This is a genomic window from Bacillus sp. L75, from assembly GCF_003676355.1.
Classification (GTDB): Bacteria; Bacillota; Bacilli; order Bacillales; family Bacillaceae; genus Bacillus; species Bacillus velezensis.
Map to the genome: position 1 here is coordinate 112,629 of NZ_ML064903.1, position 16,561 is coordinate 129,189.

Genomic DNA, 16,561 nt, shown 5'->3' on the forward strand with positions numbered 1-16,561 from the left:
TTGACGGATGAACAGCCTTTCGATGGCGGTAGAACAATCTGTTGCGGTGATTACCATTAATCATCAGCCGGCCAACGCGCTATCCGGTGCGGTTTTAGATGAGTTGTCCGGTCTGTTCGACCGATGTGAAACAGATGACAGCGTCAGAAGCATCATCATTCGCGGTGAGGGGAAATTTTTCTCGGCGGGCGCCGATATAAAGGAATTTACGTCGCTTGAAAATCTTGAGCAATCTTCTGCCATGGCGGATAAAGGCCAGCAGCTGATGGAAAGAATTGAAGGGTTTCCGAAGCCCGTGATCGCAGCGATTCACGGCGCTGCGCTCGGAGGCGGCCTTGAGCTAGCCATGGCCTGCCATATCAGAATCGCTACATTGGATGCAAAGCTAGGCCTGCCCGAGCTGAATCTCGGCATTATTCCGGGCTTTGCCGGGACGCAGCGGCTTCCCCGGTACGTCGGTACGGCGAAAGCGCTTGAAATGATCGGCACTTCAGAACCTGTGTCCGGAGAAGAAGCGCTCAGCCTCGGTCTTGTCACGATAGGCGCCGAACATGAGGAAGAGCTGCTGAAAAAGGCGAAAACGCTCGCGGGCAAGTTTGCGGAAAAAAGCCCGCAGTCGATGGCTTATCTGCTTGAGCTCCTTTATTCAAATAAGATCTATTCTTATGACGGCGGCTTAAAGCTTGAAGCAAAGCGCTTTGGGGAAGCATTTGCATCAGATGACGCAAAAGAAGGCATTCAGGCATTTCTCGAAAAAAGAAAGCCTCAATTCGGTGGGCGAAGATAAAGGGGATAAAAATATGAATCTATTTGTACTGATGAAACGGACGTTTGACACAGAAGAGAAAATCGTCATTGAAGCAGGAAAGATTCAGGAGGACGGGGCCGAATTTATCATTAATCCGTATGATGAATACGCCATTGAAGAAGCCATTCAGCTGAAGGAAGAGCACGGCGGAAGCGTTACCGCCGTAACCGTCGGCGGAGAAGATGCGGAGAAAGAACTGAGAACCGCCCTTGCGATGGGCTGTGACCAGGCGGTGTTAATCAATATTGAAGATGATCTGAGCGATCCTGACCAATACTCCATTTCAACTATCTTATATCATTATTTCAAGGACCGGGAATATGATCTGATTCTCGGCGGAAATGTCGCGATTGACGGCGGTTCAGGCCAAGTGGCTCCAAGGCTTGCCGAACTGCTGAACATTCCTTGCGTCACAACGATCACAAAACTGACAATCAGCGGCGATGAAGCTGTGGCAGAGAAAGACAATGAAGGGGATACCGAAATCATTAAAACCTCACTTCCTTTAGTCATCACGGCACAGCAAGGCTTAAACGAGCCGCGCTATCCGTCGCTTCCGGGCATTATGAAGGCGAAGAAAAAACCGCTGGAAGAACTTGAGCTCGATGATCTCGACATTGATGAAGATGATGCCGCACCGAAGCTCAAAACGATCGAACGTTTTCTGCCGCCGCAAAAAGAAGCGGGCAGACTGATCGAAGGAGAAGCCGCTGAGCAGGCGAAAGAGCTTGTGTCACTGCTGAGAAAAGAAGCCAAAGTCGTATAAACCGATATTAAAGAAACTGGGGGATGTCAGAATGGGAAAAAAAGTGATCGTACTCGGAGAAATTCGTGACGGCGCCTTACGGAACGTCACCTTTGAAGCCATAGCCGCAGGCAAAACCATTTCCGGCGGAGGAGATGTCATCGGCGTGCTGATGGGAAAAGGCGCAGCTGATGCAGCACCAGAACTCATTCAGTACGGCGCCGACAAAGTATTTACGGCCGATTCGCCGGGGCTTTCTCAGTATACGGCGGACGGATATGCCGCGGTTCTCGGGGATTTGATCGAAAATGAAAAGCCTGATGCGGTCATTTTCGGCCACACTTCTATGGGAAAAGATTTGTCACCTAAGCTTGCGGCCCGGTTTGAAACGGGGCTGATTTCAGACAGCACGGATGTAAGCGTTACCGGAGACAACATCGTTTTTACAAGACCGATCTATTCCGGCAAAGCCTTTGAACAGGTGATTTCAACTGATCCGTTCATTTTGGCGACGATTCGTCCGAATAATATTCAGGCATTAGAAAAAGACGCGAGCCGGACGGGTGATATCGAAGAGCTTGCGGCGCCTCCGGCAGATTTGCGGACGGTCATTGAAGAAGTAGTCAAAAAAACGGCGGACGGCGTGGATTTATCAGAAGCGAAAATTATCGTAGCAGGCGGCCGCGGTGTAAAAAGCAAAGATGGATTTGAACCGTTAAAAGAACTTGCCGAGGTGCTCGGAGCAGCGGTGGGCGCTTCACGCGGCGCGTGTGACGCGGACTATTGCGATTATTCTCTTCAAATCGGCCAGACGGGAAAAGTCGTCACGCCGGATTTGTATATCGCCTGCGGCATTTCCGGAGCGATTCAGCACTTGGCGGGCATGTCAAACAGTAAGGTCATTGTTGCCATTAACAAAGACCCGGAAGCGGAAATATTTAAAATAGCGGACTACGGAATTGTCGGCGATTTGTTCGAAGTGGTTCCGCTTCTGACGCAGGAATTTAAAAATGCCAATATTCATTCATAATCATAAACCCTCTGGCTTATTTGTCAGAGGGTTTTAATTTGTGTTAATTGGTTCGTACAAATTAAAGGTTGATAAAATAAGAGATTGACATGTACGAACCAATATAATAAGCTTTTGTAAAGCGCTTACAAACTTATCCATTCAGCATACATCCCAGATACATAGATCGGCTGTAGTGCTTTCATTCTTATTAAGGGAAAGGAATGATCAAGTTTGTCTCACAATACGGCAGTCATTCAAACTGATATCACACGGGGAACCATTAATAAAAACATATACGGACATTTCGCGGAACACCTGGGAAGAGGCATATATGAGGGCATCTGGGTCGGAAAAGATTCCGATATTCCGAATACCGGCGGGGTCAGGACGGATGTCGCCGCCGCCCTCAAACAGCTTCAGATTCCCGTCCTCAGATGGCCGGGCGGCTGTTTTGCAGATGAATACCATTGGGCAAACGGCGTAGGGAAACGCAAAACCATGCTGAATACCCATTGGGGCGGGACGATTGATTCCAATGAATTCGGCACGCACGAGTTTATGATGCTTTGTGAACTGCTCGGCTGCGAACCGTACATCGCCGGAAACGTCGGCAGCGGAACGATTAAAGAAATGGCTGATTGGATTGAATACATGACGTTTGAAGCGGGCACGCCGATGTCCGACTGGAGAAAAGAAAACGGGCGGGAAAAACCGTGGAAGCTGACATATTTCGGAATAGGGAATGAGAACTGGGGCTGCGGCGGAAACATGCATCCTGAGTATTATGCCGACCTTTACAGAAACTTTCAAACCTATGTCCGCAATTACAGCGGTAATGAAATCTATAAAATTGCCGGCGGCGCGAATGTCGACGATTACCGCTGGACTGAAACTTTAATGAAAAAAGCCGCTGATCTCATGGACGGGCTGAGCCTGCATTATTACACAATACCGGGCGACTTCTGGAAGGGGAAAGGATCAGCGACGGAGTTTACGGAAGATGAATGGTTCATCACGATGAAAAAAGCGGCGCATATGGATGAATTGATCACAAGGCACAGCGCCATCATGGATCAGTACGATCCCGAAAAAAGAGTCGGGCTGATCATTGATGAATGGGGCACGTGGCTTGATCCTGAGCCAGGCACGAATCCGGGCTTTCTGTATCAGCAGAATACGATCCGCGACGCCCTTGTCGCAGCCACGCATTTTCACATTTTTCATCAGCACGCAGACCGCGTACAGATGGCCAATATCGCGCAAACCGTCAACGTGCTTCAGGCAATGATCCTGACAGAAGGGAAAGACATGCTGCTGACGCCGACGTATCATGTGTTTGATATGTTTAAGGTGCATCAGGACGCTTCTCTTTTGGCGACAGAAACAAAAGCAGCCGGGTACGAATGGAATGACGGCCGGCTCCCGCAAGTCAGCATTTCAGCGTCCAAACAGCAAAACGGAGACATACATATCAGCCTTTGCAATATCGATCATCTGCACAAAGCTGATGTGAAGATTGAACTGCGGGGCATGAAAAAGGCAGGGAAGCCTTCGGGAACGATTCTGCACGCGGAAAAAATGAATGCCCATAATACATTCAGCAGTCCGGAAAACGTCAAACCTAAGCCGTTTTCCGGGTTTTCTCAAAAGGGCGGAAAACTTGAGGCGGAGCTTCCTCCGATGGCGGTTGTACTAATCACGCTGCCTGCGAATCCATCTTAAGTTTTGAACGCCTGCCGCCCGGTTATAATACACTGTATAAATAAGATTATTTTCGGCGGGATCGGGAGAAAATAATATAAGCATTAAATTAGCATGAACGAATGGGAGATGCTATACTAAAAATCATCATTTGACAATTGGAGGAATAACAAATGGCTATCGTAAAAGCAACTGATCAATCGTTCTCAGCTGAAACAAGTGAAGGTGTCGTATTGGCTGATTTCTGGGCTCCTTGGTGCGGACCTTGTAAAATGATCGCGCCCGTTCTTGAAGAGCTTGATCAAGAAATGGGAGACAAACTGAAAATCGTCAAAATCGACGTGGATGAAAACCAAGAAACTGCCGGTAAATACGGCGTCATGAGCATCCCGACACTTCTCGTATTGAAAGACGGAGAAGTCGTTGAAACATCTGTCGGTTTCAAACCGAAAGAAGCTCTTGAAGAGCTTGTAAACAAACATCTGTAAGCCGAAAGCTTCCGTTACGGCAGGGCGATTCCTTTGAAGGGAATCGCCTTTTTTTGACCTTCCAAAAGCTGAGAATGGAGAAAAACAAGTGTTCGTGATACACTGAATGGACACGAGAAATGAATGTAAGGAAGGGTAACGTATGAATAAACAACTGAAAGAAAAACTGGCCCTCCTTCCCGATCAGCCGGGCTGTTATTTAATGAAAGACCGTCAAAAAACAGTCATCTACGTGGGGAAAGCGAAAGTCTTGAAAAACAGGGTGCGATCTTATTTCACCGGTTCTCACGACGCAAAAACCCAACGGCTTGTGTCGGAGATTGAGGACTTTGAATATATCGTGACTTCCTCCAATCTTGAAGCGCTAATTTTGGAAATGAATCTGATTAAAAAATACGATCCGAAATACAATGTCATGCTGAAAGATGATAAAACCTATCCCTTTATTAAAATCACCCATGAACGCCATCCGCGGCTGATTGTCACCCGGAATGTCAAAAAAGACAAAGGACGCTATTTCGGCCCGTATCCGAATGTGCAGGCGGCGCGGGAAACGAAAAAACTGCTGGACCGCCTTTACCCGCTCAGGAAATGCTCAAAGCTACCGGACCGCGTCTGTCTCTATTATCATCTCGGACAATGCCTCGCCCCATGTGTAAAGGATATATCTGAGGAGACAAACCGCGAGATTGTTGAAGACATCACCCGTTTTTTAAAGGGAGGGCATAACGAAATCAAAAAAGAGCTCGAAGCGAAAATGGCAGAAGCGGCGGAAAAGCTTGAATTTGAACGGGCTAAAGAATTCCGCGACCAGCTTGCTCACATCGAATCGACGATGGAGAAGCAAAAAATGACCATGAATGACCTTCTGGACCGCGATGTGTTTGCATATGCCTACGATAAAGGCTGGATGTGCGTCCAAGTCTTTTTCATACGCCAAGGAAAACTGATCGAACGCGACGTCAGCATGTTTCCGATGTATCAGGAAGCGGATGAAGAATTTCTGACCTTCATCGGCCAGTTCTACTCTAAAAACAATCACTTTCTGCCTAAGGAAATTCTGGTGCCTGACAGCGTTGACAGGGACATGATCACCGAGCTGTTGGAAACCGCCGTGCATCAGCCGAAAAAAGGCCCGAAAAAAGAGCTGCTTTTGCTTGCGCACAAAAATGCGAAAATCGCCCTGCGGGAAAAATTCTCGTTAATCGAGCGGGATGAGGAACGGTCAATCGGTGCAGCCGAACGGCTCGGCGAAGCGCTGAATATTTATACGCCGCATCGGATTGAAGCGTTTGACAACTCCAATATTCAAGGCACAAACCCCGTATCGGCCATGATTGTCTTTATTGACGGAAAACCGAATAAAAAGGAATACCGCAAATATAAAATTAAAACCGTAACAGGGCCGGATGATTACGGCTCAATGAGGGAAGTCATCAGAAGAAGGTACACGAGGGTGCTCCGCGAAAATCTTCCGCTGCCGGATTTAATCATCATTGACGGCGGAAAAGGGCAGATTAACGCGGCGCGCGACGTGCTCGAGAATGAGCTCGGCCTTGATGTCCCGGTAGCGGGATTGGCGAAAGATGATAAACACCGAACATCCAACCTTTTGATCGGCGACCCGCTTGAACCGGTGTTTCTGGAGCGGAACAGCCAAGAGTTTTACCTGCTTCAGCGTATTCAGGACGAAGTTCACCGTTTTGCGATCAGCTTTCACAGACAGATCCGGGGAAAAAGCGTCTTTCAATCCGTTCTGGATGATATCCCCGGAATCGGTGAAAAACGCAAAAAAATGCTCTTAAAACATTTCGGATCTGTCAAAAAGATGAAGGAAGCAAGCCTTGACGATATCAAAAAAGCGGGTGTGCCGGCCGCGGCGGCCCAGCTGCTGTTTGAAAAATTAAAAAAATAGTATTGTGCTTTTCTGAAAAATCTGCTAGAATGTGAACTAATTTCATAAGATCGTGTTATATGGTGAAGATAGAGGTGCGAACTTCATTAGTAAGCCTTTGGAGAATGATGGATTCTGCGAAAAAGGCTGAAAGGGGAGCGTCGCCGAAGTGTATCACATCCCATCGGTGTGATTTGCTGGCCTTGCATTAAATAAATGTAAGGCTGTCAAGAATTCATTTTCTTGGAGGGCTATCTCGTTGTTCATAATCAATCGTAATGATATGAAAAAGCAATGAGAGCTATTCCTCTCATTGCTTTTTTTATTGTGGACAAAACGCTCTTTTCTCCTCACCCGCACGAACCAAAATGTAAAGGGTGGTCTAGTATGGGTCTTATCGTACAAAAATTCGGAGGCACTTCCGTCGGCTCTGCCGAAAAAATTCAAAATGCCGCAAATCGCGCCATTGCTGAAAAGCAAAAAGGCCATGACGTCGTAGTCGTCGTTTCGGCAATGGGAAAATCAACCGACGCGCTCGTTAACCTCGCGGCTGAAATCACATCTGAACCAAGCAGACGCGAGATGGATATGCTTTTGTCTACGGGAGAGCAGGTCACGATTTCGCTTTTGGCCATGGCGCTTCAGGAAAAAGGATATGACGCCGTCTCTTATACGGGCTGGCAGGCGGGTGTCCGCACGGAAGCCGTTCACGGCAATGCGAGAATTACGGATATTGATATCACGGCGATTCGTTCGCAGCTTGCAGAAGGCAGGATTACAGTCGTTGCCGGTTTTCAGGGCGTAACGGAAGACGGAGGCATCACGACGCTCGGACGGGGCGGTTCCGATACGACGGCGGTCGCTCTTGCCGCAGCGCTGGAAGCGGATAAATGCGACATTTATACAGATGTTCCGGGCGTATTTACGACAGATCCGCGGTATGTCCGGTCAGCGAGAAAGCTGGCGGGAATTTCTTATGATGAAATGCTGGAGCTTGCAAATCTGGGAGCGGGTGTTCTTCACCCGCGGGCGGTTGAGTTCGCGAAAAACTACCAAGTGCCTTTAGAAGTGCGGTCAAGTACGGAACATGAAGCGGGAACATTAATTGAGGAGGAATCATCAATGGAGCAGAATTTAATCGTCAGAGGAATTGCATTTGAAGACCAGATCACGAGGGTGTCCGTTACGGGCCTGACAAGCGGACTGACTACTCTTTCAACAATCTTCACCGCGCTGGCAAAACGAAACATCAACGTTGACATTATTATTCAGACACAGTCGGACGATGGGGAAGCGGATATTTCTTTCTCAGTGAAAACGGAAGATGCCGCGCAAACGGTCGCCGTGCTTGAAGAATATAAAAACGCGCTTGACTATGAAAAAATTGAAACCGAAAGAAAACTGGCAAAAGTCTCCATTGTCGGGTCGGGCATGGTTTCAAATCCCGGCGTCGCCGCGGACATGTTTGCCGTACTGGCGGAAAAAAATGTACAAGTCAAAATGGTGAGCACATCTGAAATAAAAGTATCAGCGGTTGTCAGCGAAAATGATATGGTGAAAGCGGTCGAAGCGCTTCATGATGCGTTTGAGCTTTCTAAACAGCCGTCTGCCGTGTAAACGGGCAGGCAAAAAGGCGGGACTTGGAGTCACCGCCTTTTTTCAATTATACAGGGTCCTTCATATCCCATTTTACGGTCAGGACGACTTTATCCGCTCTCTTTTTTACCTGTTCATAAGATTCTGCGATCTGATCGTTCATCAATTGAATCTGTTCGGCTATAAAACCGGCTTCAAGCTGAAAACAAGGCTCTTTCTGATGTTTGAGTCTGCTGGATACGAGCGGGCCTTCCAGTTCAAATTCCAATTCTTGTTTTTTTGATCCTGCGTTTGTCAAAGTTCCCCAGCCGGCTTTTTCAAAAAAGGCGGGGATTTCTTCCCACGATTGAAGAGGAAATTTGCGGGCGAGGCGTTTTCCCGCCCAATACATCATGGATGAATGCTCCGGGCCGAGGATATCCGGAAGCACGATTTCCCGGATTAATTCGTAGCCGTATGCGCTGACGTCGAGTTCAGTTAAAGGTTCTAAAGCTGCTTCATAATTATTCTTCATATTATGTATTCCCCTCTCTCCTTCGTTTATTATAGCTTAAACAAGGGGGAGGATTACAGGATGATCCTATAAAACACGTGAAAAAAAGTGAGAAAGATATCGCAGGAAAATAAAATTTTCCCTCCAGATAATCAATTCCGAAAATTATAATTTATGTACACGTTTTCTTGACGCCCTTTTGAGGGAGGAGTAAAATGAAATTGTCAATAAATTTTAATAAAGTGCTTACAATTGAAACGAAGTGGGGGCAGAGATTTTAGTACATTTCGCACTTAAATCAAACAGGGGGTAAAGTAATGTCTGGGAACAGAGAGTTTTATTTTCGAAGATTGCATTCCTTGCTCGGTGTTATTCCGGTCGGCATCTTTTTGATCCAGCATTTAGTCGTCAACCAATTTGCCGCAAGGGGAGCGGATGCGTTTAACAAGGCGGCCGGCTTTATGGACAGTCTGCCGTTCAGGTATGCGTTAGAAATTTTTATTATTTTCTTACCTTTAATTTATCATGCGGTTTACGGTGTGTACATAGCATTTACTGCGAAAAACAACGCTGGCCACTACAGTTATTTCAGAAACTGGATGTTTGTGCTTCAGCGTGTCACTGGTATTCTCACCCTTATTTTCGTCAGCTGGCATGTATGGCAGACGCGGATTGCCGCGCAGATGGGCGCTGAAGTCAACTTCGATATGATGGCGAATATTTTGAGCTCGCCGTTTATGCTCGGTTTTTACATTGTAGGCGTTTTATCGGTCATTTTTCACTTTTCAAACGGCTTATGGTCTTTTGCGGTCACATGGGGGATCACGGTCACGCCGCGTTCTCAAAGAATTTCGACTTACGTGACGCTGATTATATTTTTAGCGCTTTCATACGTAGGTTTAAAAGCGATTTTTGCGTTTGTGTAAGAGAACTAGATTACTAGAGGGAGAGGGGCTATCATGAGTCAATCAAGCATTATCGTAGTCGGCGGGGGTCTTGCCGGCCTCATGGCGACAATTAAAGCAGCGGAATCAGGCACGGCCGTTAAATTGTTTTCCATCGTTCCGGTCAAACGCTCTCACTCGGTCTGCGCGCAGGGCGGGATAAACGGAGCTGTCAACACAAAAGGGGAAGGAGACTCTCCGTTTGAGCATTTTGATGACACGGTATACGGAGGCGACTTTTTGGCAAACCAGCCTCCTGTAAAAGCGATGTGTGAAGCGGCGCCGTCCATTATCCACTTATTGGACCGCATGGGGGTTATGTTTAACAGAACGCCGGAAGGGCTCTTGGACTTCCGCCGTTTCGGAGGTACACAGCATCACAGAACCGCATACGCGGGAGCGACGACGGGTCAGCAGCTTCTTTACGCACTGGACGAGCAGGTGCGCAGATATGAAGTGGCGGGTCTCGTTACAAAATACGAAGGCTGGGAATTCCTCGGCGCCGTGCTTGACGATGAGCGCACGTGCCGCGGTATCGTAGCCCAAAATCTGACCAATATGCAAATCGAGTCATTCCGTTCTGACGCCGTTATCATGGCGACGGGAGGACCCGGAATCGTATTCGGAAAATCAACAAACAGCATGATCAATACGGGATCTGCCGCATCAATCGTCTATCAGCAGGGCGCTTATTATGCAAACGGCGAATTTATCCAAATTCACCCGACAGCAATCCCGGGGGACGATAAACTGCGTCTGATGAGTGAATCGGCGCGCGGCGAGGGCGGAAGAGTCTGGACGTATAAAGACGGAAAACCTTGGTACTTCCTCGAGGAAAAATATCCGGCTTACGGAAACCTCGTGCCGCGGGATATTGCGACACGTGAAATCTTTGACGTGTGCGTGAATCAGAAACTCGGCATCAACGGAGAAAACATGGTGTATCTTGATCTGTCGCACAAAGATCCGAAAGAGCTTGACGTTAAGCTGGGCGGCATTATCGAAATCTATGAAAAATTCATGGGCGATGACCCGCGCAAGCTTCCGATGAAAATTTTCCCTGCCGTTCACTATTCGATGGGCGGACTGTGGGTTGATTATGATCAGATGACAAGCATCCGCGGACTGTTCGCAGCGGGTGAATGTGATTATTCAATGCACGGAGGAAACCGTTTAGGGGCGAACTCTCTGCTTTCCGCCATCTACGGAGGAATGGTGGCCGGACCGAATGCGGTGAAATATGTTTCCGGACTTGAAACATCAGCGGAAGACCTGCCTTCTTCATTATTTGATTCCTATGTGAAAAAAGAAGAAGAAAAATGGGCCGATATTATGAAGATGGACGGCGACGAAAATGCCTACGTGCTTCACCGTGAGCTCGGAGAATGGATGACGGCCAACGTCACGGTGGTCCGCCACAACGACAAGCTTTTGAAAACGGATGACAAAATCCAAGAGCTGATGGAACGCTTTAAGAAAATCAATATCAACGATACGACAAAATGGAGCAACCAAGGGGCGATGTTCACCCGCCAGTTCTCCAATATGCTTCAGCTTGCCAGAGTCATCACGCTCGGCGCATATAACCGAAATGAAAGCCGGGGAGCGCACTATAAACCGGATTTCCCTGAAAGAAATGACGATGAGTGGCTCAAAACGACGATGGCTAAACATGCCGGTCCGTTTGAAGCTCCGGAATTTGAATATCAGGATGTCGATGTATCACTGATTGCGCCCCGTAAACGCGACTACTCGAAGAAGAAGGTGGCGAAATAATCATGAGTGAGAAAAAGATACGGTTTATCATTACACGTCAGGATACGCCCGAAAGCGCGCCATACGATGAAGAATTCGAAATCAATTACCGCCCGAACCTGAACGTGATTTCCGCCCTGATGGAAATCCGCAGAAATCCCGTGAATGCAAAAGGAGAGAAAACTACTCCGGTCGCATGGGACATGAACTGTCTTGAAGAAGTATGCGGCGCCTGCTCCATGGTCATCAACGGGAGACCGCGCCAGTCATGTACGGCGCTGATTGATAAGCTGGAACAGCCGATCCGTCTGAAACCGATGAAAACATTCCCGGTTGTCCGTGACCTTCAGGTTGACCGCAGCAGAATGTTTGATTCACTGAAAAAAGTGAAAGCATGGGTGCCGATTGACGGAACTTACGATTTGGGGCCGGGGCCGAGAATGCCGGAAAAACGCCGCCAGTGGGCATATGAATTGTCTAAATGCATGACATGCGGCGTCTGCCTCGAAGCCTGCCCGAACGTCAACAGCAAGTCGAAATTCATGGGGCCTGCCCCGATGTCGCAAGTTCGTCTGTTTAACGCCCATCCGACGGGCGCGATGAACAAAGCAGAACGTTTAGAAGCGTTAATGACAGACGGCGGCCTCGGAGATTGCGGGAATTCACAAAACTGTGTTCAATCCTGCCCGAAAGGCATTCCGCTTACGACTTCAATCGCCGCTTTGAACAGAGATACCAATTTACAAGCATTCCGTAATTTCTTCGGAAGCGACAGAGTATAAGAAAGAGAAAAAGAGCCTCTTCCGCACGGGAGAGGTTTTTTTATAAGGAGCTGAAGGTGATGAAACAACCGCAATATATTGATGTCCCGTTTGAAGAATGGAGACAGTCGTTTTCTTTCTTTACTGAAGTATCGGTTCGTTTTTCAGAAACGGATATGTTCGGCCATATGAATAATGTAACCCCTTTCATCTATTTTGAAGAAGCGCGGATCGCTTATTTCAAACAGCGAGGCATAACGGCGCAAAACTCGGAAACGATGACGGTCGTCGCAAGCCAGCAGTGCGACTATATGCGTCAGGTGATGCCGTATGAAAATCTGCGGATTTATGTGAAAGCAAGCGCTGCCGGAAATGCGTCCGTCACCCTTCATTACCTTGGAGAAAATGAGTCGGGCCTGCCGTGCTTTACAGGTTCCGTCGTTATGGTTCAAGTGTCGAAGAAAAGCGGCAAAGCGGTCAGCTGGACGGAGCGGGAGAAAGGCATTCTGCTCGCCTGAACGGATAACTATTTCTCTAAGAGACGTCACCTCCGAAGCGCCCTTTACATATGATATCTTGACTATATAAACCCATTCGTTTCAGATTCGCTCTCACCTTAGCAAGGAGGGTTACAATACTTGAAGGAGAAAGATTTTCAATCAAAGCCGCTGCTGACCAAAAGAGAAAGAGAAGTATTCGAATTGCTCGTTCAAGACAAGACAACAAAGGAAATTGCAAGCGAGCTATTTATCAGTGAAAAAACTGTACGGAATCACATTTCAAATGCCATGCAGAAGTTAGGTGTGAAAGGGCGTTCGCAAGCTGTTGTCGAGCTTCTTAGAATGGGTGAGCTAGAGCTCTGATTCTTGCCGGTTTTCCTTCTTTTCGAGAAGGAGCCGGTTATTTGCGTTGGCGCCCGGGCTGATGGGCATGCGGTGAAAATCCCGGTTTTTCCTTTTTCTCCGTCAGTCTTGCATTTTCTTAAAAAAAGAAGGAAAATAGACACGGAGCGCATAGCCCAGAAAGATCCTTGAGTGAGGGATGGACAAATGACATCAAAATCTGTAGAGCATGTTGCGGATATCGAAAAATCACTCCGCCATATCGCTGTGATCATTAAACAAAAAGGAAGAGAAATCCTTAACCAATATGCAATTACACCGCCGCAATTCGTGGGGCTTCAATGGCTTTATGAATTGGGGGATATGACAATAGGCGAATTATCAGGCAAAATGTATTTGGCTTGCAGCACGACGACGGATCTGATAGACCGCATGGAAAAAAATAAGCTTGTCGAGCGGGTGAAAGACCCGGCCGACAGACGGGTCGTCAGAATTCATCTTCTCGCTGAAGGAGAGCGCATTATCCAAGAAGTGATTTTGAAAAGACAGGCTTATTTGAGGGATATGTTTGCGACATTTTCCGAAGAAGAAACAGCCGCTTTCGAAAAATCATTATTGAAACTGCAGCATGAAATGAAAAGAAAATGAGGCGATTTTGTTGGAACAGCCGATAGGAGTCATTGATTCCGGGGTTGGCGGGTTAACCGTTGCTAAGGAAATCATGAGACAGCTACCGAAGGAAAATATCATCTATGTGGGAGATACAAAACGCTGCCCGTACGGCCCGCGTCCTGAAGAAGAAGTTCTTCAATACACGTGGGAAATGACCGATTACCTGCTGGAAAACCACCATATCAAAATGCTCGTAATCGCCTGCAATACGGCCACGGCCATTGCCTTGGAGGATATTCAGCGCAAAACGGATATTCCGGTTGTCGGCGTCATTCAGCCGGGTGCAAGAACGGCGATAAAGGTCACGAAAAACCAGCATATCGGCGTCATCGGCACGGTCAATACCATTAAAAGCAGAGCGTATGAGCAGGCGCTGCTCGGATTAAACGCAGAACTTCAAGTTAAGAACACGGCTTGTCCGCTGCTCGTGCCGTTTGTGGAAAGCGGACGGTTTCTTCAGGAATCAGCGGAGGAAGCGGTTGAAGCATCGCTTGAGCCTTTAAAAGGTACATCAATTGACACCTTGATTTTAGGATGTACGCATTATCCGATTTTAAAAGATCCGATTCAGAACTATATGGGAGAGCATGTGAAAATCATTTCCTCCGGAGACGAGACGGCGAGAGAAGTGAGCACCATCTTGTCTTATAAAGGTTTGTTAAACCAATCGAAACATGCACCGGAGCATCAATTTCTTACAACGGGAGAGCGGAACGGTTTCGCAAAAATTGCCGAAGACTGGTTCGGCCACGAAATCGGCCATGTCGAGTGCATCTCCCTTCAAGAGCCGGTCAGAAAATAAATCAAAAAAACCCGCTGTTTACGGCGGGTTTTTTTGCGCTTCCCGGTCTATTTCCCGGACAGGGCTCGTATACATCATAGTACAAACAGCCTTAGGAGGGAAAAGTATGCTGAAAAAAGGACCTGCAGTCATTGCTGCAACATGTCTTACTTCGGCTTTTGTGTTATCTGGATGCGGTTTGTTTCAATCCGATAAAACAGCCGGGGAAATTGACCCGCCTCAAGACATTTCATATGTAAAGGATGAAGCGGGAATTCAGGCAAAACCAAAGCAGTCAGAGAAAAACGGCACTTCTAAAGCCGACCAGCCGGCCAATACAGTCATGCGAGAGCTGTATCTGATTGATAAAAACGGCTATGTCGCAGCACAGACACTGCCTCTTCCGAACAGTGAGGGAACCGCAAAGCAGGCCCTTGAGTATTTGGTTCAGGGAGGGCCTGTGTCAGAAATCCTGCCGAACGGCTTCAGAGCGGTGCTCCCTGCGGATACGACGGTAAATGTCGATATTAAAAAAGACGGCACTGCCGTCGCTGATTTTTCGAAGGAATTTAAAAACTATAAAAAAGAAGACGAACAAAAAATCCTGCAATCGATTACATGGACGCTTACCCAATTCAGCTCAATAGATAAAGTCAAAATCAGAATCAACGGGCACGAACTGAAAGAAATGCCTGTGGGCGGCACTCCGATTACGGGCGACTTAAGCAGAAAAGACGGGATTAATATTGAAACGGCCGGAGTGAATGATCTGACAGACACCCATCCGCTGACTGTCTATTATCTGGCGGAAACAGAGACAAGCGAATACTACGTGCCTGTCACAAAGCGGATTGACAATTCGGAAACAGATGACATCACCGCTGCCGTTGAACAGCTCGCCGACGGACCGGGCAAAGCAAGCGGGCTTTTGACGGACTTTAATAACGATGTTAAGCTTCTCAGCAAGCCGAAAGTGAAAGACGGCCAGGTTACACTGGACTTTAACAGCTCCATTTACGGAAGCGCCGACGAAAAAACAAAAATGGTATCATCGGGCGTATTGGACAGCATCGTTCTCACGTTAACCGAACAGCCGTCGATTAAAAGTGTTTCTATAAAAGTAAACGGAAAATCAGAACTGGTGAATGAAAAAGGAGAATCCCTTTCAAAACCTGTTTCGAGGCCGTCACAAGTGAATACGGGTAGTTTTTAATTTGCGATTTTTGATATACTAGTAAAAAAGAGGTTAGCGTTCCGGCTGCCTCTTTCTTTATTCACAATCCGGAACAAAAGGTTTATGTACATATAATCGGAGGTAAAATATGAGACACGACGGAAGACAGCACGATGAGCTGCGCCCTATCACATTTGATTTGGATTTTATCACTCACCCGGAAGGCTCTGTTTTAATTACAGCGGGAAATACGAAGGTCATCTGTAATGCATCTGTGGAAGACCGGGTGCCGCCATTTTTACGCGGCGGAGGAAAAGGCTGGATCACAGCGGAATACAGCATGCTTCCCCGCGCGACGAATCAAAGAACGATAAGAGAATCTTCAAAAGGAAAGGTCTCCGGCAGAACGATGGAAATTCAGCGGCTGATCGGGCGCGCGCTCCGGGCCGTCGTTGATTTGGAGAAGCTTGGCGAACGCACGATCTGGATCGACTGTGACGTCATTCAAGCTGACGGCGGAACAAGAACGGCTTCCATTACCGGCGCCTTCTTGGCAATGGCCATTGCGATCGGCAAACTCGTAAAAAGCGGCGTTATCAAAACCTCTCCTGTGACAGATTATCTCGCGGCCATTTCTGTCGGGATGGATAAAGAAGAAGGCCTTCTTTTGGATCTGAATTATGAAGAGGATTCGGCGGCTGAAGTCGACATGAATATCATCATGACGGGAAGCGGACGTTTTGTAGAGCTTCAAGGGACGGGCGAAGAAGCCACATTCTCCCGTGAAGATTTAAACGGACTGTTAAGTCTTGCCGAAAAAGGAATCCAGACGCTTATTCAAAAGCAAAAAGAAGTGCTGGCAGAAACATTGCCTGAACTGAAATAAGAAAGAGAG

Annotated in this window: 17 protein-coding genes and 1 riboswitch; of the genes, 16 read left to right on the forward strand and 1 reads right to left on the reverse strand. The window is 47.5% G+C overall.

Going from position 1 to position 16,561, the window contains the following annotated elements:
• The first annotated feature begins 7 nt into the window (after positions 1-7).
• The 7 genes from D5S11_RS06705 (at position 8) to D5S11_RS06740 (ending at position 8,265) form a co-directional block, all read left to right on the forward strand.
• The gene (locus tag D5S11_RS06705; RefSeq protein WP_032866568.1) at positions 8-787 is read left to right on the forward strand and encodes an enoyl-CoA hydratase; all 780 of its coding nucleotides are present in this window, start codon (positions 8-10) and stop codon (positions 785-787) included.
• A 13-nt stretch (positions 788-800) separates the two neighbouring features.
• Complete coding sequence (locus D5S11_RS06710; RefSeq protein WP_032866571.1) at positions 801-1,574, forward strand: electron transfer flavoprotein subunit beta/FixA family protein; 774 nt, start codon at positions 801-803, stop codon at positions 1,572-1,574.
• 31 nt (positions 1,575-1,605) lie between these two features.
• The gene (locus D5S11_RS06715) at positions 1,606-2,583 is read left to right on the forward strand and encodes an electron transfer flavoprotein subunit alpha/FixB family protein (protein WP_020954260.1); all 978 of its coding nucleotides are present in this window, start codon (positions 1,606-1,608) and stop codon (positions 2,581-2,583) included.
• 213 nt (positions 2,584-2,796) lie between these two features.
• Positions 2,797-4,287 carry an alpha-N-arabinofuranosidase gene (locus tag D5S11_RS06720; protein ID WP_020954259.1) on the forward strand — a complete coding sequence of 497 codons (1,491 nt, stop codon included), beginning with the start codon at positions 2,797-2,799 and terminating at the stop codon, positions 4,285-4,287.
• A gap of 152 nt (positions 4,288-4,439) precedes the next feature.
• Positions 4,440-4,754 carry a thioredoxin gene (trxA, locus tag D5S11_RS06725; RefSeq protein ID WP_003152560.1) on the forward strand — a complete coding sequence of 105 codons (315 nt, stop codon included), beginning with the start codon at positions 4,440-4,442 and terminating at the stop codon, positions 4,752-4,754.
• Between the two features lie 142 nt (positions 4,755-4,896).
• A complete protein-coding gene (gene uvrC, locus D5S11_RS06730) occupies positions 4,897-6,669 on the forward strand; it encodes an excinuclease ABC subunit UvrC (RefSeq protein ID WP_032866574.1) in 1,773 nt (590 codons plus the stop codon).
• A gap of 61 nt (positions 6,670-6,730) precedes the next feature.
• A riboswitch (Lysine riboswitch) is annotated at positions 6,731-6,910 on the forward strand.
• Positions 6,911-7,035: 125 nt separating this feature from the next.
• Positions 7,036-8,265, forward strand: a complete 1,230-nt coding sequence (locus D5S11_RS06740; RefSeq protein WP_007408127.1) for an aspartate kinase — start codon at positions 7,036-7,038, stop codon at positions 8,263-8,265.
• Positions 8,266-8,311: 46 nt separating this feature from the next.
• On the opposite strand, the gene D5S11_RS06745 is transcribed toward D5S11_RS06740, so the two are convergent.
• A complete protein-coding gene (locus D5S11_RS06745) occupies positions 8,312-8,758 on the reverse strand; it encodes a YslB family protein (RefSeq protein ID WP_007612940.1) in 447 nt (148 codons plus the stop codon).
• Positions 8,759-9,054: 296 nt separating this feature from the next.
• Here D5S11_RS06745 and sdhC point away from each other — a divergent pair, with 296 nt between their 5' ends.
• The 9 genes from sdhC (at position 9,055) to rph (ending at position 16,552) form a co-directional block, all read left to right on the forward strand.
• On the forward strand, positions 9,055-9,663 hold the full coding sequence (gene sdhC, locus D5S11_RS06750) for a succinate dehydrogenase cytochrome B558 (protein ID WP_003152571.1): 609 nt from the start codon (positions 9,055-9,057) through the stop codon (positions 9,661-9,663).
• 33 nt (positions 9,664-9,696) lie between these two features.
• Entirely contained in the window at positions 9,697-11,457 is a 1,761-nt protein-coding gene (gene sdhA / locus D5S11_RS06755; protein WP_007408129.1) for a succinate dehydrogenase flavoprotein subunit, read from the forward strand.
• 2 nt (positions 11,458-11,459) lie between these two features.
• On the forward strand, positions 11,460-12,218 hold the full coding sequence (gene sdhB / locus D5S11_RS06760; protein ID WP_003152575.1) for a succinate dehydrogenase iron-sulfur subunit: 759 nt from the start codon (positions 11,460-11,462) through the stop codon (positions 12,216-12,218).
• Between the two features lie 59 nt (positions 12,219-12,277).
• Positions 12,278-12,715 (forward strand): acyl-CoA thioesterase, encoded by a 438-nt coding sequence (locus tag D5S11_RS06765; RefSeq protein WP_007408130.1) that lies wholly within the window; start codon positions 12,278-12,280, stop codon positions 12,713-12,715.
• Positions 12,716-12,835: 120 nt separating this feature from the next.
• A complete protein-coding gene (gene gerE / locus D5S11_RS06770) occupies positions 12,836-13,060 on the forward strand; it encodes a spore germination transcription factor GerE (protein ID WP_003152579.1) in 225 nt (74 codons plus the stop codon).
• 186 nt (positions 13,061-13,246) lie between these two features.
• Positions 13,247-13,687, forward strand: coding sequence for a MarR family winged helix-turn-helix transcriptional regulator (locus D5S11_RS06775; RefSeq protein ID WP_108724797.1), 441 nt, complete (start codon positions 13,247-13,249; stop codon positions 13,685-13,687).
• Positions 13,688-13,694: 7 nt separating this feature from the next.
• Entirely contained in the window at positions 13,695-14,513 is an 819-nt protein-coding gene (gene racE / locus D5S11_RS06780) for a glutamate racemase (RefSeq protein WP_108724798.1), read from the forward strand.
• A gap of 106 nt (positions 14,514-14,619) precedes the next feature.
• Positions 14,620-15,705 (forward strand): GerMN domain-containing protein, encoded by a 1,086-nt coding sequence (locus D5S11_RS06785; RefSeq protein WP_012118124.1) that lies wholly within the window; start codon positions 14,620-14,622, stop codon positions 15,703-15,705.
• 109 nt (positions 15,706-15,814) lie between these two features.
• Positions 15,815-16,552, forward strand: a complete 738-nt coding sequence (gene rph, locus D5S11_RS06790) for a ribonuclease PH (protein WP_007408134.1) — start codon at positions 15,815-15,817, stop codon at positions 16,550-16,552.
• The last annotated feature ends 9 nt before the right edge of the window (positions 16,553-16,561 follow it).

Excerpts from the sequence above, each read along its gene's own strand:
- D5S11_RS06705 (WP_032866568.1), top strand. The coding sequence starts at position 8 with ATGAACAGCCTTTCGATGGCGGTAGAACAATCTGTTGCGGTGATTACC.
- D5S11_RS06710 (WP_032866571.1), top strand. The coding sequence starts at position 801 with ATGAATCTATTTGTACTGATGAAACGGACGTTTGACACAGAAGAGAAA.
- D5S11_RS06715 (WP_020954260.1), top strand. The coding sequence starts at position 1,606 with ATGGGAAAAAAAGTGATCGTACTCGGAGAAATTCGTGACGGCGCCTTA.
- trxA (WP_003152560.1), top strand. The coding sequence starts at position 4,440 with ATGGCTATCGTAAAAGCAACTGATCAATCGTTCTCAGCTGAAACAAGT.
- uvrC (WP_032866574.1), top strand. The coding sequence starts at position 4,897 with ATGAATAAACAACTGAAAGAAAAACTGGCCCTCCTTCCCGATCAGCCG.
- D5S11_RS06740 (WP_007408127.1), top strand. The coding sequence starts at position 7,036 with ATGGGTCTTATCGTACAAAAATTCGGAGGCACTTCCGTCGGCTCTGCC.
- D5S11_RS06745 (WP_007612940.1), bottom strand. The coding sequence starts at position 8,758 with ATGAAGAATAATTATGAAGCAGCTTTAGAACCTTTAACTGAACTCGAC.
- sdhC (WP_003152571.1), top strand. The coding sequence starts at position 9,055 with ATGTCTGGGAACAGAGAGTTTTATTTTCGAAGATTGCATTCCTTGCTC.
- sdhA (WP_007408129.1), top strand. The coding sequence starts at position 9,697 with ATGAGTCAATCAAGCATTATCGTAGTCGGCGGGGGTCTTGCCGGCCTC.
- sdhB (WP_003152575.1), top strand. The coding sequence starts at position 11,460 with ATGAGTGAGAAAAAGATACGGTTTATCATTACACGTCAGGATACGCCC.
- D5S11_RS06765 (WP_007408130.1), top strand. The coding sequence starts at position 12,278 with ATGAAACAACCGCAATATATTGATGTCCCGTTTGAAGAATGGAGACAG.
- D5S11_RS06775 (WP_108724797.1), top strand. The coding sequence starts at position 13,247 with ATGACATCAAAATCTGTAGAGCATGTTGCGGATATCGAAAAATCACTC.
- D5S11_RS06785 (WP_012118124.1), top strand. The coding sequence starts at position 14,620 with ATGCTGAAAAAAGGACCTGCAGTCATTGCTGCAACATGTCTTACTTCG.
- rph (WP_007408134.1), top strand. The coding sequence starts at position 15,815 with ATGAGACACGACGGAAGACAGCACGATGAGCTGCGCCCTATCACATTT.